Source organism: Agromyces sp. NPDC057679 (genome assembly GCF_042799635.1).
Taxonomy (GTDB): Bacteria; Actinomycetota; Actinomycetes; order Actinomycetales; family Microbacteriaceae; genus Agromyces.
In genome coordinates this window covers 1174392-1194200 of the sequence record NZ_JBHVIK010000002.1, presented here as the reverse complement: position 1 = coordinate 1194200, position 19809 = coordinate 1174392, and the positions used below count along the sequence as shown (strand labels likewise).

General features: G+C 73.3%; 19 protein-coding genes. 6 read left to right on the top strand and 13 right to left on the bottom strand.

The window, feature by feature from the left end; translation table 11 throughout:
* Positions 1-37: 37 nt before the first annotated feature.
* Together ACFVAJ_RS12440 and ACFVAJ_RS12435 are read right to left on the bottom strand one after the other, a co-directional pair.
* Positions 38-700, bottom strand: a complete 663-nt coding sequence (locus ACFVAJ_RS12440) for a response regulator (protein ID WP_376944449.1) — start codon at positions 698-700, stop codon at positions 38-40.
* Entirely contained in the window at positions 697-1962 is a 1266-nt protein-coding gene (locus ACFVAJ_RS12435) for a sensor histidine kinase (RefSeq protein WP_376944448.1), read from the bottom strand. The genes ACFVAJ_RS12440 and ACFVAJ_RS12435 overlap by 4 nt, the downstream gene beginning before the upstream one ends.
* A gap of 165 nt (positions 1963-2127) precedes the next feature.
* Between ACFVAJ_RS12435 and ACFVAJ_RS12430 the strand changes: the two genes are divergently transcribed.
* A complete protein-coding gene (locus ACFVAJ_RS12430; protein WP_376944447.1) occupies positions 2128-3324 on the top strand; it encodes a hypothetical protein in 1197 nt (398 codons plus the stop codon).
* Between the two features lie 43 nt (positions 3325-3367).
* Here ACFVAJ_RS12430 and ACFVAJ_RS12425 read toward each other — a convergent pair whose 3' ends face one another.
* On the bottom strand, positions 3368-3550 hold the full coding sequence (locus ACFVAJ_RS12425) for a YegP family protein (protein ID WP_376944446.1): 183 nt from the start codon (positions 3548-3550) through the stop codon (positions 3368-3370).
* A 153-nt stretch (positions 3551-3703) separates the two neighbouring features.
* Entirely contained in the window at positions 3704-4801 is a 1098-nt protein-coding gene (locus ACFVAJ_RS12420) for an LLM class F420-dependent oxidoreductase (protein WP_376944445.1), read from the bottom strand.
* A 134-nt stretch (positions 4802-4935) separates the two neighbouring features.
* On the opposite strand from ACFVAJ_RS12420, the gene ACFVAJ_RS12415 reads away from it, so the two are divergent.
* Positions 4936-6111, top strand: a complete 1176-nt coding sequence (locus ACFVAJ_RS12415) for a MarP family serine protease (protein WP_376944444.1) — start codon at positions 4936-4938, stop codon at positions 6109-6111.
* Between the two features lie 63 nt (positions 6112-6174).
* On the opposite strand, the gene ACFVAJ_RS12410 is transcribed toward ACFVAJ_RS12415, so the two are convergent.
* Positions 6175-7107, bottom strand: coding sequence for an aldose 1-epimerase family protein (locus tag ACFVAJ_RS12410; RefSeq protein WP_376944443.1), 933 nt, complete (start codon positions 7105-7107; stop codon positions 6175-6177).
* A complete protein-coding gene (locus ACFVAJ_RS12405) occupies positions 7104-7946 on the bottom strand; it encodes a DeoR/GlpR family DNA-binding transcription regulator (protein WP_376944442.1) in 843 nt (280 codons plus the stop codon). Before ACFVAJ_RS12405 ends, ACFVAJ_RS12410 begins: the two co-directional genes overlap by 4 nt.
* Before the next feature lie 125 nt (positions 7947-8071).
* On the opposite strand from ACFVAJ_RS12405, the gene galT reads away from it, so the two are divergent.
* Together galT and galK are read left to right on the top strand one after the other, a co-directional pair.
* Positions 8072-9196, top strand: a complete 1125-nt coding sequence (gene galT, locus ACFVAJ_RS12400) for a galactose-1-phosphate uridylyltransferase (RefSeq protein ID WP_376944648.1) — start codon at positions 8072-8074, stop codon at positions 9194-9196.
* Positions 9193-10374, top strand: a complete 1182-nt coding sequence (gene galK / locus ACFVAJ_RS12395) for a galactokinase (RefSeq protein WP_376944441.1) — start codon at positions 9193-9195, stop codon at positions 10372-10374. The genes galT and galK overlap by 4 nt, the downstream gene beginning before the upstream one ends.
* A 15-nt stretch (positions 10375-10389) precedes the next feature.
* Here galK and ACFVAJ_RS12390 read toward each other — a convergent pair whose 3' ends face one another.
* Together ACFVAJ_RS12390 and ACFVAJ_RS12385 are read right to left on the bottom strand one after the other, a co-directional pair.
* Positions 10390-10995 (bottom strand): helix-turn-helix domain-containing protein, encoded by a 606-nt coding sequence (locus ACFVAJ_RS12390; RefSeq protein ID WP_376944440.1) that lies wholly within the window; start codon positions 10993-10995, stop codon positions 10390-10392.
* Positions 10996-11466: 471 nt separating this feature from the next.
* Positions 11467-11970 (bottom strand): YbaK/EbsC family protein, encoded by a 504-nt coding sequence (locus ACFVAJ_RS12385; protein ID WP_376944439.1) that lies wholly within the window; start codon positions 11968-11970, stop codon positions 11467-11469.
* Between the two features lie 54 nt (positions 11971-12024).
* Here ACFVAJ_RS12385 and ACFVAJ_RS12380 point away from each other — a divergent pair, with 54 nt between their 5' ends.
* Together ACFVAJ_RS12380 and ACFVAJ_RS12375 are read left to right on the top strand one after the other, a co-directional pair.
* On the top strand, positions 12025-13272 hold the full coding sequence (locus ACFVAJ_RS12380) for an APC family permease (RefSeq protein WP_376944438.1): 1248 nt from the start codon (positions 12025-12027) through the stop codon (positions 13270-13272).
* A gap of 9 nt (positions 13273-13281) precedes the next feature.
* Positions 13282-13818: a gamma carbonic anhydrase family protein gene (locus ACFVAJ_RS12375; RefSeq protein WP_376944437.1), complete on the top strand. Its 537-nt coding sequence runs from the start codon at positions 13282-13284 to the stop codon at positions 13816-13818.
* Here the strand turns inward: ACFVAJ_RS12375 and ACFVAJ_RS12370 are convergent.
* The 5 genes from ACFVAJ_RS12370 to glyA all read right to left on the bottom strand — a co-directional run bounded on the left by ACFVAJ_RS12370 (position 13807) and on the right by glyA (position 19555).
* The gene (locus ACFVAJ_RS12370) at positions 13807-15129 is read right to left on the bottom strand and encodes a DUF6716 putative glycosyltransferase (protein ID WP_376944436.1); all 1323 of its coding nucleotides are present in this window, start codon (positions 15127-15129) and stop codon (positions 13807-13809) included. The genes ACFVAJ_RS12375 and ACFVAJ_RS12370 overlap by 12 nt on opposite strands.
* Positions 15126-16004 (bottom strand): N-acetylneuraminate synthase family protein, encoded by an 879-nt coding sequence (locus tag ACFVAJ_RS12365; protein WP_376944435.1) that lies wholly within the window; start codon positions 16002-16004, stop codon positions 15126-15128. The genes ACFVAJ_RS12370 and ACFVAJ_RS12365 overlap by 4 nt, the downstream gene beginning before the upstream one ends.
* Entirely contained in the window at positions 16001-17239 is a 1239-nt protein-coding gene (locus ACFVAJ_RS12360) for a cytidylyltransferase domain-containing protein (protein ID WP_376944434.1), read from the bottom strand. The genes ACFVAJ_RS12365 and ACFVAJ_RS12360 overlap by 4 nt, the downstream gene beginning before the upstream one ends.
* Before the next feature lie 75 nt (positions 17240-17314).
* On the bottom strand, positions 17315-18199 hold the full coding sequence (locus tag ACFVAJ_RS12355; protein ID WP_376944433.1) for a bifunctional methylenetetrahydrofolate dehydrogenase/methenyltetrahydrofolate cyclohydrolase: 885 nt from the start codon (positions 18197-18199) through the stop codon (positions 17315-17317).
* An 81-nt stretch (positions 18200-18280) separates the two neighbouring features.
* Positions 18281-19555, bottom strand: a complete 1275-nt coding sequence (glyA, locus tag ACFVAJ_RS12350) for a serine hydroxymethyltransferase (protein ID WP_376944432.1) — start codon at positions 19553-19555, stop codon at positions 18281-18283.
* Between the last annotated feature and the right edge of the window lie 254 nt (positions 19556-19809).

Genomic DNA, 19809 nt, shown 5'->3' with positions numbered 1-19809 from the left:
GACAACTGACATTCGAACTCGAACGCCTCGGTCACCCTCATCGCGGCACGAGCCCGCGTTCGTACGCCCAGATGACGACGTGCACCCGGTCGGGCAGCTCGAGCTTCGCGAGGATCGCCTTGACGTGCGTCTTGACGGTGTTGCCGGTGAGGTAGAGGCGTTCGGCGATCTCGTCGTTGGACGCACCGACGACGAGTTCGGCCAGGACGTCGCGCTCGCGCGCCGTGAGCGGGGCGAGCAGTGCCTCGGGATCGGGCGCGGCCGGCGCCTTCGCCACGAAGTCGACGAGGCTCGCGGTCGCGCGCGGCGCGAGGGTCGCGTCGCCCGCGTGGACGGCGCGGATCGCCGCAGCCAGTTCCTCGGCGGAGGCGTCCTTCGTCAAGAACCCGCTGGCCCCCGCCCGGATGGCGGCGAACACGACCTCGTCGAGGTCGAAGGTGGTCAGCACGAGGACCCGGGTACCCGGATGCTCCGCCCGCACGCGCCGCGTGGTCTCGATGCCGTCGAGGCGGGGCATCCGCACGTCCATCACGACCACGTCGGCACGGTGCGCACGAAGTCGCTCGAGCAGTTCGGCGCCGTCGGCGGCCTGCACGACGAGCTCGAGGTCGGGCGGATCCTCGAGCATGATCTCGAGCGCCGATCGCATGAGCTCCTGATCGTCGGCGAGCGCGACGCGGATGCACGAGCCGCCCGTCATCGGGATCCCCCGTCGTCGACCTCGCTGCCCACGGGCAACCGCGCGACGACGCGCCACCCCGGGGCATCCGTTCGGGGGCCGGCCTCGAAGCCGCCGCCGACCTGCTCGACGCGATCGCGCATGCCCCGCAGGCCTCGCCCGGGGGCGGACTCCCGCGCCGCGGCCGCGTCGCGCCCGTCGTCGTCGACGGTCACGGTGAGCCCGGCGGCGTCCCACTCGATCCGCACCCGCGAGTGCGTCGGCGGCGGGGCGTGCCTGATCGTGTTCGTCAGCGACTCCTGCACCACGCGGTACGCCGCGAGCCCGACGCCGGGTCGCACGTCCGCGGGCACGCCGACCACGACCGCGTCCGCGGTGCGCCCGGGCGACTGCGAGCGCTCGACGAGCTCCGGCAGCGCGTCGAGTCCCGGGCTCGGTTCTCGGGTCGTCGGGTCATCGCCGGGCGACGACTCGGCGAGCGCGCCGAGCAATCCGCGCATGTCGCCCATCGCCGCACGACCGGTCGCCACCACGTGCTCGATCGCACCGCGCGCCCGTTCGTCGTCGCGTCCGACGAGCAACCGGGACGCCTCCGCCTGCGCCACCATCACCGCGAGCGAGTGCGCGATGACGTCGTGCAGCTCCCGGGCGATCCGGCGCCGCTCCTCGGCGACCGCGCGCAGCTCGCCCTGCAGTCGCAGCTCCGCGGCCTGCGCGAGCGCGAGCTCCTGCGCCGCACGCTTGCGCAGGGTCTCGCGACGGTATCGTCCGAGCGCCCAGGCCGCGCCGATCCCGCCCGCGAGCGAGCCGGCGAGCGCGAGCACCGCGCCCGTGCTCGCGCCCATCGCCTCGTCGTCCGGCCGGTCCGACAGGAACACGATCCCCGTGATGATCCCGGCGCCCGCGAGTCCGAGGGCGAGCCCGGCCACCCCGGCGACCCGGTCGTCGCTCGCCGCGGCGGCGTAGACGAACGCGAGGTAGACGAGCGAGCTCGCCTGCAGCACGGCGAGCCCGGGCATGCCGGGCAGGCTCAGGGCGGCGAGCACCAGCATGAGCGCGGATGCCACGGCGATCGCCGCCCGCGGCCACTGCCGCCGCAACGCGACGAACAGGTGCAGGAGCGCGAACAGCGCGAGCACGCTGCCCGCCCAGACGGCCCCCGCGGGCCCAGCCACGCGCAGCACCTCGGCGACGGTGATCGGCAGGAGTGCCGCCGCGGCCACCGCCGCCCACGCCAAGTCGGCGCGGCTCGGTCCTCGGCGCGCGGTCGTGGCATCCTTCACCGGCCCCACGCTACCGGCGAGCCGCGGCGCGGCATCTCACCCGATCGGGTGAGGCGCGCGACCCGCTCGTCGCGGGACGCTGGCGTCGTGCCCGGCCGATCGTCGGCGGGGACGCCGGGAACGGCCTCCACGCGGGGCTCCCGGGTCGATGCAGAGGAGCGCTTGATGACATCCACCAGACCGGCGACCGGTTCGGTCGCCGCCACCCGATCGGAGGCCGAGACCCGGCTGCTCCGCCCCTTCGCCGTGCTGGCACTCGTCGCGTCCGGCGCGATCACGGCCTTCGGTCTCGCCTGGTGGCTCCTGCCCGATTCGAATCCGTACACGGCGCCGGGCTCGCGAAGCCTCGCGAACGCCCTGCTGGAGCCGACGCAGTTCGCCGCGGTCGTGGTCGCGACGGGGGCCGTCGGCCTCCTCCTCGCCGGCGTCGCCCTCTCGCGGGGCGCACTCCGCAGGCGGGCGCCACTCGTCGCCGGTGCCGCGGCAGTACTCGCCGCGACCGTCATCGTCGTACTCGGCGACGCCGGCACCATCACCTTCGCGGGCTACCTGTTCGGTTTCTCCGCGGTCGTCGCCGGGGTGCTCACCACCGCGGTGCTCATCGTGCGGGCGCCGAGGCTCGGCGTGCCGCTCCTCCTGCTGCTCCTCGCCCTCCTCGGGGTCGCCGTGTCGTGGGCCGGACTGACGTGGGACGGCGTCACGACCTTCCTCGTGAGGTTCGGCTCGGGGCTCGTCGACAACGCGCTTCCCATCCTGGTCTCGGCCGCATCGGTCACCGCGGTCCTCGCGTGGACCGTCGTGGCGGTCGTCGCCGGACGCACCACCCGCGAGGTGCGCGCCTTCGAGTCGTGGCTCGTTCGCCACCGCCGCACCGTCACCGTGCTCGCGGCACTCGGGCCGCTGCCGTACGCGATCGTACGGGCGAGCTGGCTCACGCCGTGGCCGCTGTTCGCGCCCGCACAGGGCGAGCTCTCACCGGCCGTGCTCGCGACCGGCCTCATGCTGGGGTCGGGAGCGGCCGCGGCCTGCGTGCTCACGCTCGGGCTCATCATGCGGTGGGGCCGCGTGTTCCCGCGCTGGATGCCGCGGCTCGGCGGTCGCCCCGTGCCCGCTCGGCTCGCGGTCGTGCCCGGACTCGCCGCGGCGACGATCATCACGATCTCGGCCGTGCCGGTCTTCGTGCTGTCGCTCGGCGCCGACTCGCTCATCGAGGTCATCGTCTTCGACCTCGTGCTGCCGCTCTGGTTCTGGGGGCCGATGCTCGCCCTCGCGGTGTGGGCCTATGCGGCCGAGCGGCGCGGCGAACGCCGCGAGATCGGGGCGAGTGCCGCGGTCGGCCGAGCCGACGCCGATGGCGCATGACCGCACCGGCGATGCCATGGGCACCGCCCGGCGGTCGTTCGAGTCACTCGGTCTGGTCGACGAGTTCGGCGTCGGTGGCGTGCGTGCGCACCGAGTCGATCCCGTTCTGCGCGGCGGCCTTCGTCGTGTAGCCCTGCGAGGCGGCGATCACCTGCCCGTTGGAGGCCTTCAGACGGAACCGGTACTCACCGCTCGCATCCGTGTAGAGCTCGAACGTTCCCGCCATGGCGGCCCCTCCCATTGGTTCCCCTGCACGCAACTTCGCGTGCAGCTCCAACGCTATCCGCGAGGCCGCCTCCGCACCAGAGTCCGCGCGCCCCACTTCGGGGAGGCTCGTCGCCGGGCCATCCGCCTGAGGGCGCCGGCCGCGAGCACCCGCTCAGCCGACGATCGCGCGGAGCCCGGCCATGAGCGCCACACGCTCGGCCGAGTCGCGCCCGAGGGGCGTGACCGCGAGGGTCGTCACGCCCGACTCGGCGAACGCGGCGACCCGCTCGGCGACGTGCCCGGCCGGACCGATGAGCGAGACCGCCTGCACGAGCTCGTCGGGCACGGCGGCGATCGCCTCGGCCTTGCGGCCGTCGAGGTAGAGGTCCTGGATGTTCGCGGCCTCGGACTCGAAGCCGTAGCTCGCGATCAGGTCGTTGTAGAAGTTCTTGCCGCGTGCGCCCATGCCGCCGATGTAGAGGCCCAGCTGGGGCTTCACGGCGGCGATGGCCGCGGCGATGAGCTCGGGCCGCTCGGTGATCGCCAGTGCCGGGCTCGCGAAGACGTCGAGGGGGGCGAGCTCGGGTGCCCGCTTCGCAGTGCCCGCAGCGAGCGCGGCACCCCAGACGCCGGCGGCCCGCTCGGGGTGGTAGAACATCGGCAGCCAGCCGTCGGCGATCTCGGCGGTCTGCTCGACCGACTTCTGCCCGAGCGAGGCGACGGTGATCGGGATGCGCTCGCGCACGGGGCGGTTGATGAGCTTCAGCGGCTTGCCGAGTCCGGTGCCCTCGCCGGCGGGCAGCGGGATCGTGTAGTTGCGGCCCTGGTGGACGACGGGCTCGCGCCGCCAGGTCGTGCGGCAGATGTCGATGATCTCGCGGGCCCGGCCGAGCGGGGCGTCGTAGCGCACGCCGTGGAAGCCCTCGATGACCTGCGGTCCTGACGCGCCGATGCCGAGTTCGAACCGACCGCCCGAGACGTAGTCGAGCCCCGCCGCGGTCATCGCCGTGAGTGTGGGAGTGCGCGTGTAGAGCTGCAGGATGCCGCTCATGAGCGTCATCCGCTCGGTGCGGGCCGCGAGGAATCCGAGCTGGCTGACGGCGTCGAACGAGTACGCCTCGGGCACGGCGACGAGGTCGACACCGGCCGCCTCGAGCTCGGCGACCTCGTCGGCGGCCTCGCGGAAGCCGCCCGCGTAGTTCAGGAACATGCCGACGCGCATCCGTGACTCCTCTTCGTCGGGGCTGCCCGGCGGGTGCGCGCGGGCCATCTGAGACCCTACGCGACGGTCCGCGGCGTGCCGCCCGCGTTTGTACGTCATCGACGAATCGCACGCCGCTTGCAGCAGTCTCCGAGGTGGATGTCTCAGGCTGGATCGGACCACGACGAACCCCTGGAGGCGCGATGCCCTGGAGCCTGCTGCTCGACCTCCTCCTCGTGCTCGTGTTCATCGGCGCCGTCGTGTACGGCGCTCGCGCCGGGCTCCTGCGCACCGCCGCGGGGCTCGTCGGTCTCATCGCGGGCGGCATCGCCGCCTACTTCGTCATGCCGTGGGCGGCCGGGCTCGTTCCCGTCGCAGAATGGCGGGCACCGGTGGCGCTCGTCGCGGCGCTCGTGCTGCTCTCGGCGGGCGCCTGGCTCGGCGCGGTCGTCGGCCGGGCGCTCCGCCGCGGCGCGCGGGCGGTGAAGCTCGGGGTGCTCGACCGGGTGCTCGGGGCGATCGGCAATCTCCTCGTCACCGCGTTCGTGGTCGCGCTCGTCGCCTCGGGCGTCTCGGCGCTCGGCGTGCCCGTGCTCTCGCCCGCCGTCGCCGGCTCGACCGTGCTGCGCGCACTCGACCAGGTGACCCCGGCGCCCGCGAAGTCGGTGATGGCCGAGCTCCGCACCGCCGCCCTCGGCGACGCGCTGCCCTGGCTCGTCGAGGTGCTCGACACGCCCCTGCCGACCGAGCCGCCGCCGAGCGGCACGCTCGACACGCCGGCCCTGGCCGCGGCGTCGCGTTCGGTGGTGCGCGTCACGGGCACGGCGTTCGAGTGCGGCGCGAACCTCTCGGGCAGCGGATTCGTCGTCGCCGATAATCGGATCGTCACGAACGCGCACGTCGTCGCAGGGGTCGACGAGCCCATCGTCGAGGCGCCCGGGCTGCCCGCCGTCTCGGGGCGGGTCGTCGCGTTCGACGCCGAGCACGACCTCGCCGTGATCGCGGTCGAGGGCCTCGCCGCAGCGCCGCTCGCGCTCGACGCTCCCGCCCTCGGCGACGAGGTCGCCGTCGCCGGGTATCCGTTCGGCGGCCCGCTCGAGCTCCGCCCCGGCCGGGTCGCCGCGAGCGGCCCGCTCACGATCCAGGAGGGCGGGAGCACCTCGACCCGCGACGTGCTGACGCTCTCGGCGGAGGTCGACCACGGCAACTCGGGCGGACCGGTGCTGACCGCGGACGGCGAGGTCGCGGGCGTCGTCTTCGCTCGCTCGGAGTCGGCCGCGACGGTCGGCTTCGCCATCCCGATCTCGACGCTCGCGCCGCTCGCGGAGCGCGCCCCCTCGCTCGCGGATCCGGTCGGCTCGGGGTCGTGCGCGGCCTGAGCGGGTGCGGGGTCGACCCGGTGTCTCGATGCGGCGCGTCGCGCCGCCTCGACCGAGCGGGCGTCAGTCGGCGCTGAAGCCCTCGAAGCGGATGCCCCAGCTGAGCTGCCACTCCTCGCCCGGATCGAGCCAGCGGAGGCCGCGGCCCGAGTTGAACGCCTCTGCCGGTGCCGTCATCGGTTCGATCGCGATCGCGATCTCGCCGTCTTCGCCGGGGAACTCGTGCGAGGTGTACACCTGCACGTAGCCGAACTCGTCGTCGGCCCACACCGAGACGCTGCGGCCGTCGGGCGCGGTGAGCGAGTGCAGCACCTGCCCGTCGTCGCTCGCGAGCTCGCCGAACGCGTCGTCGAGACGCAGGTCGCCGACGCGGCGGCCCTCGCGGAAGTCCCACTCGGTGCCGTCGACCGGCACCTCGCCCGTCGGGAGCAGCCGATCGTCGACCTCGATGTGGCTCGCGGCGTCGAGGCGCAGCGTCAGCTCGGAGGTCGGCACGCCGCCGATCTTGAGGTACGGGTGGGTGCCGATGGCGACCGGCGCGGCCTCGCCGCCGAGGTTCTCGACGAAGTGGGTGACACGCAGCCCGTCGGCGACGAGCTCGTAGTGCACGGCGGTGCCGAGGAGGTAGGGGTAGCCGGACTGCGGGTAGATGCGCGCGGCGAGCGTGACCGAGTCGCGGTCGCGCTCGATCGGCTGGTACTCGGTGTGGCGGAGCAGTCCGTGGATGGCGTTCGAACGCGCCGGCTCGGTGATGGCGAGCTGGTGGTCGACGCCGTCATGGCTCCAGCGGCCGTCGCGGATGCGGTTCGGCCACGGCACGAGCACGATGCCCGCGGCCATGGGCGGTGACTGGTCTTCGCCGTACGGCGGCACCAGGTCGATGCCGTTGATGCTGAGTGTGCGGAGCCCTGCGGCGACCGCGGTGACGGTGGCCCGGATCTGGCCGCTCGACGTCGTCGTCTCGAGCTCGAACTGCTCGCCCGTGGGTTGGGTCATGCCTCAACTCTATGGGCTGCGCCGGGGCCGTGAGCGGTGACCACCGCGAGTCCGGCGTCCTCCAGTTCGGCGACGAGCGCTGAGGGTGCCGAGGCATCCGTGACGAGGGCGTCGAACGCGTCGACCGGGCCGACCCGGCCGAGGTGCACCTCGCCGAGCTTCGAGCCGTCGGCCACGACGACGGCTCGCGCCGCCCGCTGGAGCATGAGCGCCTTCACCTCGGCCTCGGGGAGGTTCGCGTTGGTGACGCCCTGCACGGGGTCGACGCCGTTGCAGCCGATGACGGCGAGGTCGACGTGCACGTGCTGCAGCAGCGAACCGGCGAGCGGGTCGACGAGCGAGTGCTGGCGCGGGCGCAGGGTGCCGCCGGTCACGACGACCTGGAAACGGGGGATCTCGGCTTCGAGCTCGAGCGCGATCGAGAGCCCGTTCGTGAAGATGACGAGGTCCTCGAGGTCGGTGCGCCGCCGCAGCGCCCGCGCGACCTGCAGCGTGGTGGTGCCGACGTCGAGGATGAGGCTCTGGCCGCTGCGCACGAGGCCGGCCACGTGCTCGCCGATGCGCCGCTTCGGTTCGACGGATGCCTCGAGCGCCTCCTCGAAGCTCGGCTCGCGCTCGGGGCGCGCATCGCCGACGGAGGCGCCGACGGGTACGGCCCCGCCGTGGACGCGGCGGATGCCGCCCTGGCGTTCGAGCGCGTCGAGGTCGGCGCGGGCGGTGACCGTCGTCACCCCGAAGGCGCGGCTGAGCTCTGCGACGCGCACGAATCCGCGCTCTGTGACGAGGGCGAGGGCGAGTTCGCGGCGGCGGGGCGCGTCGAGCTGCGGGTCGTCGTCCATGGTTCGATCATCCGGCCCAGGGCTGAACTTTGCAATACGAAAGCAGTTTGTTTGCAGAACGAAAGTCGCGTATCGTGTGCCGCGTGAACCAGACGAGCGACCTCGCCGCCGAGGCATCCGCGACCGTGATCGACCCGCGTATCGCCGTGCAGCCGACGACGCTCGCCGACGGCCGCGAGCTCATCTACTTCGACGACGCCGACACGCAGTTGCCGGCCGAACGCGCCGTCGACGAGCGCGAACTCGCCCCGCGGCCGGCGATGGCCGAGATGCGGCAGGACCCGCTGACCGGCGAGTGGATCTCGATCGCGGCCGCCCGACAGCACCGCGTCGTGCTGCCGCCCGCCGAGCTCGACCCGCTCTCGCCGCAGTCGCCCGGAAACCCCTCGGAGATCCCGAGCCGCTACGACGTCGCCGTCTTCGAGAACCGCTCCCCCTCCTTCGGGCCCGGGCTCGCCCCGGCCGAGGCCTTCGACCCGCTCGATGCGCTCGGCGAATTGCGCCGGGTCGGCCTCGAGCGCCGCCACCCGTCGGTCGGCCGCTGCGAGGTCGTCTGCTTCAGCCCGGAGCACGAGGGGTCGTTCGGCACCCAGACGGTGACCCGCGCCCGCACGGTGATCGAGGCGTGGGCCCAGCGCACCGCCGCGCTCTCGGCGCTGCCGGGCGTGCAGCAGGTGTTCCCGTTCGAGAACCGCGGGCGCGAGATCGGCGTGACCCTCGGGCACCCGCACGGGCAGATCTACTCGTACCCGTATGTGACGCCGCGCACCGAGCGGCTGCTGGCCGCGATCGACTCGTACGGCCCGACGCTCTTCGCCGACCTGCTCGAGCGCGAGCGCGGCGGCCCGCGCCTCCTGCTCGAGGGCGAGCACTGGAGCGCGTTCGTGCCGTTCGCGGCACGCTGGCCGATCGAGGTGCACCTGCTCCCCCATCGGCACGTGCCCGACCTCGCCGCGACGACGCTCGCCGAGCGCGACGAGCTCGCGGTGCTGTACCGGCGGCTGCTGCGCGGCGTCGACGCGCTCTACGACACCCCGACGCCGTACATCGCCGCCTGGCACCAGGCCCCGGTGCACACGCGGCGCGACGACGTGCGGCTGATGCTGCAGCTCACGAGCCCGCGGCGCGGCGCCGACAAGTTGAAGTACCTCGCAGGCTCGGAGGCCGCGATGGGAGCATGGATCGGGGATGTTCCCCCCGAGACGCAGGCGGAGGCGCTGCGCGCCGCGATCGGGAAGGTGTCGGAATGAGCGAGACGACGGCGGGACGGGTCGACCCGGTGACGCAGGCGCAGCACGGCTTCGCCGAGTGGTTCGGACGGACCCCCGCGGGCGTCTGGTCGTCGCCCGGCCGGGTGAACCTGATCGGCGAGCACACGGACTACAACGACGGTTTCGTGTTCCCCTTCGCGATCGAGCAGCGCACGGCGGTCGCGCTCGGCGACCGCGACGACCGGATGCTCCGCGTCGCGACGGGCTTCGCGCCCGACCTGGTCGAGATCGACCTCGACCTGCTCACGCCCGACTCGGTCGACGGCTGGGCGGCGTACCCGATCGGCGTGGCGTGGGCGCTCGGCGAGTTCGGCGCCGACCTCTCGGCCGTGCGCGGGGTCGACCTGTACCTGGCGTCCGACGTGCCCGTCGGTGCGGGTCTGTCGTCGTCGGCGGCGATCGAGTGCGCGGTCGCCCTCGCGCTCGACGAGCACTGGGGTCTCGGCCTCGACCGCCCCACGCTCGCGAAGGTCGGCCAGCTCGCCGAGAACCGGGTGGTCGGGGCGCCGACGGGCATCATGGACCAGTCGGCGTCGCTGCTGGGCGAAGCGGACGCCGGTGTGTTCCTCGACTGCCGGAGCCTCGACGCCGAGGTGATCGCGCTCGGGTTCGCCGCCGAGGGCCTCAGCCTCCTCGTCGTCGACACCCGGGTGTCGCACGCGCACGCCACGGGCGGGTACGCGGCACGCCGCGCCTCCTGCGAGGCGGGCGCCCGGGCCCTCGGTGTGGAGTCGCTGCGCGAGCTGCACGAGAGCGACCTCCCCCGAGCCGCCGAACTGCTCGACGATGAGACCTTCCGCCGCGTGCGGCACGTCGTCACCGAGAACCAGCGGGTGCTGGACACGGTGCGCACCCTCCACGAGCAGGGCCCCGGCGCGATCGGCCCGTTCCTGGATGCCTCGCACGTCTCCATGCGCGACGACTTCGAGATCTCCGTGCCCGAGCTCGACCTCGCGGTCGCCACCGCGCAGGCGAATGGCGCGATCGGCGCCCGCATGACCGGCGGCGGTTTCGGCGGTTCGGCGATCGCCCTCATGATCGACGCGCTCGTGCCGATCGTGACGCGCGAGGTCGTGGCGGCCTTCGCCGAGCACGGCTACCGCGAGCCCTCGATCTTCACGGTGCGCGCTTCGCAGGGCACCCGCCGCGACGTCTGAACTTCCCCGAGGATCTCAGCCGCCGCACCGGCACGAGCACCTGCTCGCGCACCCGCGCGTGTCCCAGCACTCGTCGAGGCAACCGCAGTCGTCGATCGCGGCGTCCGGCGGCCGACCCGATGTCGATCCGTGCCGCACTCGTCGGGCCGCCGCCGCATCGGGTCGGGTCGGCTGATCGACGTGAGAGGTCGTCCCGAGCTGCCGTCGGCGACGGTCTCGTTCGGCCCGGTGGTGGTACCAGCCCTGCGGTTCGGCGCGGTCGTAGCGCGTATCGGTGAGGAGCCTCCGCGGTCGATCGGTCGGCACCCGCACGTCGAGGTGGGCCGGCATGAGCCGACCCGCGTTGTCACGGATCACGTCGTCGGAGACCGGGAACACCTCGGCTCCCTCGTCGTCGACGACCGCGAGCCGAAGGCCGGCCAGCCCGAGGATGCGCTCGAGCGTGCGGACGTCGAGCCCGCGGAGGGATCGTTCGATTCGGGCGATCTGCGGCTGACTGATCCCGGCGACGCGGGCCAGATCGCGCTGGCTCAGATCGCCGAGCCGGCGGACTCGCATGACGAGCCGTGGGACATCGAGTGCCCGCGCCCGGCTCGGCTCGACGCCATCCGCTGCGGTCATGCGTACCTCCCTCTCTGCGTCCCGCGCTCCAGCCTCGGTGACCGCATCCGGAAGGGAAACGTGTCGGCCTTGATACGCGTGGAACTCGGCGGGCGGCACGCCCGTGGAGGAGCAGTAGCGACTCCGCGCACGCACTCACGTGGTGCGCCGCGAAGCCATCGCGAGCCTCCGGGGCACCCGGACGAGCGGACTACGTCACTGATACGTCTCCGGTATCAGGGGAACTCTCCCCGACTCCCGCCTACGTCACTGATTCGCGTGCGGCATCAGCATCCGATGAGCACGGACCGGCCCGCTGGGCGATACCGTGCGCGGATCAGTGACGTAACGAAGCAGCGGGCGCTCGGCGGGCCGATACCAGAGACGTATCAGTGACGTAGTCCTGACGATGAACCGACTCGAGAGGCCGGGTGGGGTGCTGTCAACCCGCAGAGAGGACACCGAGGACGGCGCGCAGGCGCTCGGAATCACTCAGGCGCGGCCGGGCTCGACCGGGCGGGGAGTTCCTCCGGTGATGCGGACGAGCTCGTCGAAGGTGGTCGGGAAGACCGTCTTGGCGTGGCCCGCGGCGGCCCAGACGACGGGGTAACCGGCGAGCTCGGTGTCGACGATCGTGCGCACCGGGGCGGGGTGTCCGAGCGGCGCCACTCCGCCGATCACCTGCCCCGTGGCATCCTTCACCATCTCTTTCGACGCGCGGCCGATGGTTCCACCGAGTTCGGCGCCGAGCCATTCGGTGTCGACGCGGTGCGCTCCGGAGGTGAGCACGAGCAGGGGCTCGCCGTCGAGGGTGAAGACGAGCGAGTTCGCGATCTGCCCGACCTCGACGCCGAGCGCCGCGGCCGCGAGGGGCGCCGTCGTCACCGCGTCGTCGAACCAGACGATCTCGGGATCCAGGCCGTGCGCGGAGAGCGAGGCGGCGACGCGTTCGACCGCGGGGTGCGACGGCGTGGACGAGGGCAGCGGCGAACTCATCCTCCGATCCTACGGCGGCTCCTGCGCGACACACGGGTGGCGTAGAGTGCGGCCGTGACGCCACCCTCACTCGCCAGACGCCTCGGCGTGCGCGACGCCGTCGTGATCGGGCTCGCCGCCATGATCGGTGCGGGCGTCTTCACCGTCTTCGCCCCGGCCGCCGCGGCCGCAGGCGGCGGGCTCGTCATCGGGCTCGCGATCGCGGCCTTCGTCGCGTTCGCCAACGCGAGTTCGACCGCCCAGCTCGCGGCGCGGTATCCCGAGTCGGGCGGCGCGTACCGCTACGGCCGCGAACGGCTCGGCGCCTGGCCCGGCTTCCTCGCCGGATGGGGCTTCGTCATCGGGAAGACCGCGAGCTGCGCCGCCATGGCCATGACCTTCGCCGCCTATCTCGTGCCGAGCGAGTGGCAGCGTCCGCTCGCCGCCGCCGCGGTCATCGCGCTGGCCATGGTGAACCTCCGCGGCATCACGCGCACGGCACGGGCCGCGACGATCATCGTGACGTTCGTCGTGCTCGTGCTGCTGGTCGTCATCGCCGCAGGAACCGGGTCGCTGCTGCAGCGCGGCATCCCGCTCGACGGACTCGTCGACTCGGGCTGGTCCGGAATCCTGCAGTCGGCGGGCCTCCTGTTCTTCGCCTTCGCCGGGTACGCCCGGATCGCGACGCTCGGCGAGGAGGTGCGCGATCCCGCACGCACGATCCCACGGGCGATCTCGATCGCCTTCGCCTGCGCGCTCGTGCTCTACGCGCTCATCGCGCTCGTCCTGCTCGCGACGCTCGGCGCCCCGGCGCTCGCCGCCTCCACAGCCCCGCTCGTCGACCTCGTCGAGGCAGCGGGGTGGCCCGCAGTCGCCCCCGTCGTGCGCCTGGCCGCGGCCGCGGCGGCCCTCGGCGCGCTGCTCGCCCTCATCGCGGGAATCGGTCGCACCGCCCTCGCCATGGCGCGCGACGGCGAGCTGCCGCAGCAGCTCGCCTCCGTGCACCCCCGCACGCGCGTTCCGCACGTCGCCGAGATCGTCGTGGCGGTCGTCATCGTCGCACTCGTGCTCACCGTCGACCTCCGCGAGGCCATCGGATTCTCCTCGTTCGGCGTGCTCGGCTACTACCTCGTCGCGAACCTCGCCGCGCTCACGCAGCCGGCCGGCGAGCGCCGGGTGCCCCGAGCGCTCTCGGCCGGCGGGGCGATCGGATGCCTCGTGCTCGTCGTCACCCTTCCGTCGACCTCGATCATCGCCGGCCTCGTCGTCTTCGCCGTCGGCGTCGGCTGGCGGCTCGTCACCGTCGCCCGCCGCCGTCGATAGGCTCGGAACATGGCCGCAGACCCCTCAGCCCGCATCATCGTCCTGGCCGGCATCCCGGCCCCCGTGATCGCCGACTCGGCGTTCGTCGCGCCCGGCGCGGTGATCGTCGGCGACGTGCGCCTCGAGGCCGGCTCGAGCGTCTGGTACAACGCGGTGCTCCGCGCCGAGGCCGAGCCGATCGTGCTCGGCGCCGACTCGAACCTGCAGGACACGGTCGTGTGCCACGTCGACGCCGGGTACCCGCTCACCGTGGGACGGGGCGTCTCCGTCGGGCACGGCGCCGTGCTGCACGGCTGCACCGTCGAGGACGACTGCCTCATCGGCATGGGCGCCACCGTGCTGAACGGCGCCGTCATCGGGGAGGGATCGCTCGTCGCCGCGGGCGCGGTCGTGCTCGAGGGCACGGTCGTTCCGCCCGGATCCCTCGTCGCAGGGGTCCCCGCGAAGGTGCGCCGCGAACTCTCGGACGCCGAGCGCGACGGCATCCGTCGCAACGCCGCCGCCTACCTCGCCCACGTCGAGGAGCACGCCGCCTCAGGCGAGTAGTCGGCGCGACGCGCCCACGCGACGCACGAGACGCACGCGACGCACGACCCAGCGCGCCGGTCGGGCCACGACCGTGGAGACCGCGCCCGCGAGCGAGCGGTCGTAGTGCCCGAGCATGCGCTTGCGCTCGAAGGCCCGGCGCAGCGCTCCCCCGGCCAGGTTGTGCCGACGCCTCCTGAACGGCAGGGCGCCGGCCTCCCGGAGCAGCAGGAGCCCGTCGAGCCGATCGGCCCAGTCGTCGTCGCCCTCGCCGTGGAAGTAGTTGTCGGCGAGCCAGGCGGGTTCGGGGCGCCTCGGCGCCCACTCGGCGATCGCATCGGCCCCGGCGAGAAGGCCGCTGCCTTCGAACACGGTGTTGATGAGCTTCGGCTCGACGCCGAACTCGTCGACGACGACCGCGGGCACGCCCGCGGCGACCGCTTCGAGCGCCGCGGTCGAACTCACGGTGACGAGCATCGCGGCCTCCTCGAGGCACCGCGACATCGGCCCGTCGAGCACGACCAGGTTCGGCGGCGGGCCGCCGATGGCGTCCAGCACCTCGGGGTCGGCGAGGAGCTCGGCGTAGTCGTGCTCCTCGGCGTGCGTCTGCGCCTCCCCACGGCGAGCGCGCACCTTCACGACGACGCGACGAGCGGGTCGCCGCCGTGCCGCGTCCGCGAGCCAGCCCAGCATCCGCACGCGATCCTCCCGCTCAGCGGGCACCTTCGCCTGCGCGGCGAAGACGAGGTCGCCGCCGTGCTGGCCGCCGGCGGCGGACGGGTCCGGGCGGGGGGCATCCGCCCGGGCCGCCGCGAACGCACGATCGCGCACCGACAGGAACGGCAGGGTCGCGAGGCCGAACTCGACGGGCACCCCGAGCGCGAGCGCGTTCGCGCGGAACTCGCGCACCTCGCGCCGGCTGTGCAGCACGATCAGGTCGACCTGCTCGCGGTAGACGATCGCCTTCGGCTCGGCCGGGATCGTGAGCCCGGGGAAGCCGCTCACGATCACCGGCCGCTCGGGCAGTGCGCCGACGATCGGCGCGACCACCCGCACGAGCGGCCCCCGGAGCGCGAGCAGCACCGCGTCGGGCCGACGGGCCTCGAGTCGTGCGGCGAGCCCGTCGAGGCTCAGTCGTCGCACCGCCCCCCGCGAGAACACGGTGCCGTCGAGGGCGGCGGACAACTGCCGTTCGCTCGGCAGCACCGGGGTCGTCACGAGGACGAGCTCGGCCGCCCACCCGGCGGGCAGGCGCGAGGCGAACGCGGCGCCCCACTTCACGTACGAGTCGGAGTCGGCGACCACGACGAGTCGCCGGGGCCTCGCACTCACAGCGCGGGCACCCGGCGGAGCTTCGCGCGCGGCGCCTCCTCGCCGGGGAACACGCGCTTCACGCCGTCGCCCATCGCCTCGCCGATGATCCGGATGTCGCGCACGAGGTGCTCGAACCCGGTCGGCTCGAGCGAGGCCGCCTGGTCGGAGCCCCACATCGCGCGATCGAGCGTGATGTGCCGCTCGACGGCGACTGCGCCGAGCGCGACCGCGGCGAGCGAGATCTGCAGGCCGCGCTCGTGCCCCGAGTAGCCGATCGGCACCCCCGGGTAGCGCACCCGGAGCGTGTCGATCGTGCGGAGGTTCGCCTCCTCGGGCGGCATCGGGTAGCTCGACGTGGCGTGCAGCAGCACGAGCCGATCGGTGCCGAGCACCTCGACCGCCCGGTCGATCTCGTCGAGCGTCGACATGCCCGTCGAGCAGATCACCGGCTTGCCCGTCGCCGCGATCGCCTCGAGGAGCGCGAGGTCGGTGACCGAGGCCGAGGCGACCTTGTGCGCGGCGACGTCGAGCCGCTCGAGGAACTCGACCGACGGCACGTCCCACGGCGAGGCGAACCAGTCGAGTCCCGCGCGCATCGCGTACGAGGCGATCTCGAGGTACTCGGCCTCGCCGAACTCGACCCGGTACCGGTAGTCGAGGTAGCTCATCGTGCCCCACGGGGTCTCGCGCGGGACATCCCGCATGTGCTCGGGGGTCGCGATCTCGGGCGTGCGCTTCTGGAACTTGACGGCCTGCGCCCCCGACTCGGCCGCGACGTCGATGAGCCGCTTGGCGATCTCGACGTCGCCGTTGTGGTTGAGGCCGATCTCGCCGATCACGTAGACGGGATGCCCGGGACCGATCGCGGATCGGCCGATGCGGATGGCGGTCATGCGAGTGCTCCCTCGTGTTCGGTTCGTGGTGACGGGTTCTGTTCGGGCGCACCGGGGCGCGCCGCCAGGACGAGTTCGGCGAGTTCGCGCACGGCGCCGGCGCCGCCGCGCGCCTCGAGCACGACGCGCGCGGCGTCGCGCACCGAGGGCACGGCGTCGGCGACGGCCACCGGCCAGCCGACGAGGGCGAGTGCGGGCAGGTCGCCGACGTCGTTGCCGAGGTACGCGATGCGCTCGAGCGGGATGCCGCGTGCCGCCGCCCATTCGGCGAGCACCGGCCCCTTGTCACGCACCCCCTGGAGCACCTCGACCCGCAGCTTCGCCGCGCGCGCGGCCACGACGGGGTTCTCCTCGGCCGAGAGGACCAGCACCGGCACCTGCGCGGCGCGCAGGCGGGCGACGCCCTGCCCGTCGCTGCGGCTGACGCGCACGAGCTCGCGGCCGTCGGTGTCGACCCAGGCGGTGTCGTCGGTGTGCACCCCGTCGAAGTCGGTGACGACGGCGTCGACGTCGATCGCGGCGGCCGGTCGGTCGATGAGCTCGACGAGCGCCTTCGCGACGACGAGTTCGGCGGCCGTGTCGATGTCGACGCCGTGCAGGGCGGGCACCAACTGCGGGGCGATGCGCCCGAAGAAGCGGTGCCGCGCGGCGCGGAACCCCGCCGTCCGCATCGCAGTGAACGCCCCGGTCTCGCGGAACTCGGGCTCGCGATCCTGCCGGCGCCGCCGCACGGCGGCATCGTGGTTCGCTCCGAACACGGCACCGTCGCCCGCGGCCCGCCAGAGGAACGCGTGGCTCTCGACCGCGGCGAAGACGCTGTCGGCCTCGTGGCTCGCGACGCGGGCGACCGCGGCGTCGAGGTCGGAGGGGTCGATGAACGGCGAGGTCGCCTGGACGAAGAGCGTCACCGGCGGGGCATCCCCCGCGTGCGCGTAGCGCTCGTCGAGCGCGTGCAGCAGCGCCGACTCGGAGGTCGCGGCATCCCCCGCGAGCTCGGCGGGCCGATCGACGACCTCGGCGCCCGCCGCCCGGGCGACCCGCGCGATCTCCTCGTCGTCGGTCGTGACGATGACCGTGCCGACGGAGCGCGCCGACCGCGCCGCGGCGACCGCGCGCCCGACGAGCGAGACGCCGCCGAGGCGCATGAGGTTCTTGCCCGGCAGCCCCTTCGAGCCGCCGCGCGCCGGGATGATCGCCACGGCGACGTCGTGCGGTTCGGGGTGCGGCTCGGCCATGCGGGCAGGCTACGGAGCCCGGGTGGCGCGCCGGTGGCGCGCGCGTTGCTGCCGGATGAACGAGTGGTGCGCGGGCTACGCGCCGAGCCGCTGCTCCGCCGCCTTCACGACGTTCGCGAGCAGCATCGCGCGGGTCATCGGGCCCACGCCGCCGGGGTTCGGCGAGAGGTGGCCGGCGACCTCGGCGACCGCGGGGTCGACGTCGCCGGTGAGCCGGCCCTTGCCGGTCTCCTCGTCCTGCACGCGGGTGATGCCGACGTCGAGCACGGCGGCGCCGGGCTTGATCCACTCGGGCTTCACGAGGTGCGGCACGCCGACCGCCGCGACGACGATGTCGGCGCGGCGCACCTCGGCGGCCAGGTCCTGCGTGCGCGAGTGCGTGAGCGTGACGGTCGCGTCGAGGCCCTTGCGGGTGAAGAGGAGGCCCAGGGGGCGCCCGACGGTGAGGCCTCGGCCGATCACGGTGACGTGGCGCCCGCGGATCGGCACGTCGTAGCGCTGCAGCATCTCGACGATGCCGGCGGGCGTGCACGGCAGCGGCGAGTGCAGTTCACCCTCGATGCCGAGCACGAGCCGCCCGAGGTTCGTGGGGTGGAGGCCGTCGGCGTCCTTGTCGGGGTCGATGAGCTCGAGCATCGCGTTCTCGTCGTGCCCGGCGGGCAGCGGCAGCTGCACGATGTAGCCCGTGACCTCGGGCGCGGCGTTGAGGTCGCGGATCGCGGCCCGCACGTCGGCCTCGGTCGCCGTGACCGGCAGGTCGACGCGGATCGACTCGATGCCGACCTCCGCGCAGTCGCGGTGCTTGCCGGCGACGTACGAGCGGGAGGCGGGGTCGTCGCCGACGAGCAGCGTTCCGAGGCCGGGGGTGACGCCCTTCACCTTCAGCTGGGCGATGCGGGTGGCGAGTTCGTGCTTCACGGCGGATGCCGTGGCGACTCCGTCGAGCGTGATGGCGGTCATGGGTGGGTGCTCCCTCTGGTGACGGTCGGATGCGACGGAGTCGGCCGGGCGGGGCGTGGTCGCCGCCGCCCGGCCGTCGGCCTACTGCTGCAGGCCGGGGTAGAGCGGGAACGCCGCCGTGAGCGCCTCGACGCGGGCGCGGAGCGCCGTGACATCCGCCTCGCCCTGGAGCGTGAGGGCGATGATGTCGGCGACCTCGGTGAACTCGGCGTCGCCGAACCCGCGGGTCGCGAGCGCGGGCGTGCCGATGCGCAGGCCCGAGGTGACCATCGGCGGACGCGGGTCGAACGGCACCGCGTTGCGGTTCACGGTGATGAGCGCCTCGTGCAGGAGGTCCTCGGCCTGCTGGCCGTCGATCTTCGAGTTGCGGAGGTCGGCGAGCACGAGGTGCACGTCGGTGCCGCCCGTGAGCACGTCGACGCCGGCGGCGCGCGAGTCGTCGGCCGTCAGGCGGGCCGCGAGGATCTGCGCGCCGCGGATGGTGCGCTCCTGGCGGTCCTTGAACTCGGCCGAGGCCGCGACCTTGAACGCGGTCGCCTTGGCGGCGATCACGTGCATGAGCGGACCGCCCTGCTGGCCCGGGAACACGTTCGAGTTGAGCTTCTTCGCGAGCTCCGTGTCGCGCGAGACGATGAAGCCCGAGCGGGGGCCGCCGATCGTCTTGTGCACGGTCGACGAGACGACATCGGCGTAGGGCACCGGCGAGGGGTGCAGGCCCGCGGCGACGAGGCCGGCGAAGTGCGCCATGTCGACCCAGAGCTTCGCGCCGACCTCGTCGGCGATCGCGCGGAACGCGGCGAAGTCGAGGTGACGGGGGTACGCCGACCAGCCGGCGATGATGACCTGCGGGCGGTGCTCGAGGGCCTTGTCGCGCACGACGTTCATGTCGACGAGGAAGGTCTCGGGGTCGACGCCGTACGACACGGCGTTGTAGAGCTTGCCCGAGAAGTTGAGCTTCATGCCGTGGGTCAGGTGGCCGCCGTGGGCGAGCTCGAGACCGAGGATGGTGTCGCCGGGGGTGGCGATCGCGCTCAGCACCGCGGCGTTCGCGGTGGCGCCCGAGTGGGGCTGCACGTTGGCGTACTCGGCGCCGAAGAGCGACTTCGCCCGCTCGATCGCGAGCGACTCGGCGACGTCGACGAACTCGCAGCCGCCGTAGTAGCGGCGCCCCGGGTAGCCCTCGGCGTACTTGTTGGTGAGCACCGAGCCCTGCGACTGGAGCACGGAGACCGGAACGAAGTTCTCGCTCGCGATCATCTCGAGGTAGTCGCGCTGACGACCGAGTTCGAGTTCGAGAACTTCGGCGATCTCGGGGTCGACCTCGGAGAGGGGCGCGTTGAAGATGGATTCGGCCAAGACTGGCTCCTTATGACATACGGACCTATGTGGGGTTGCTGCCTCCGCGACTCGCGCGGAAGCAGTCGTACCGGCCCAGGCGTGCGGTCGGTCCGTAGCAGTCGCTCCCCGATGGGAATCCATCTCAACGCCAGTCGCGACGCTCGCAAGCATAGCAATGGATGCCTCGCGCGACCGCCGTGCGTCGCTGCCGAACGTCACACGGCGCTGTCGCCCCGGGTCGGTTCCGTGGCAGGATGAGCAGCGAGCCACTT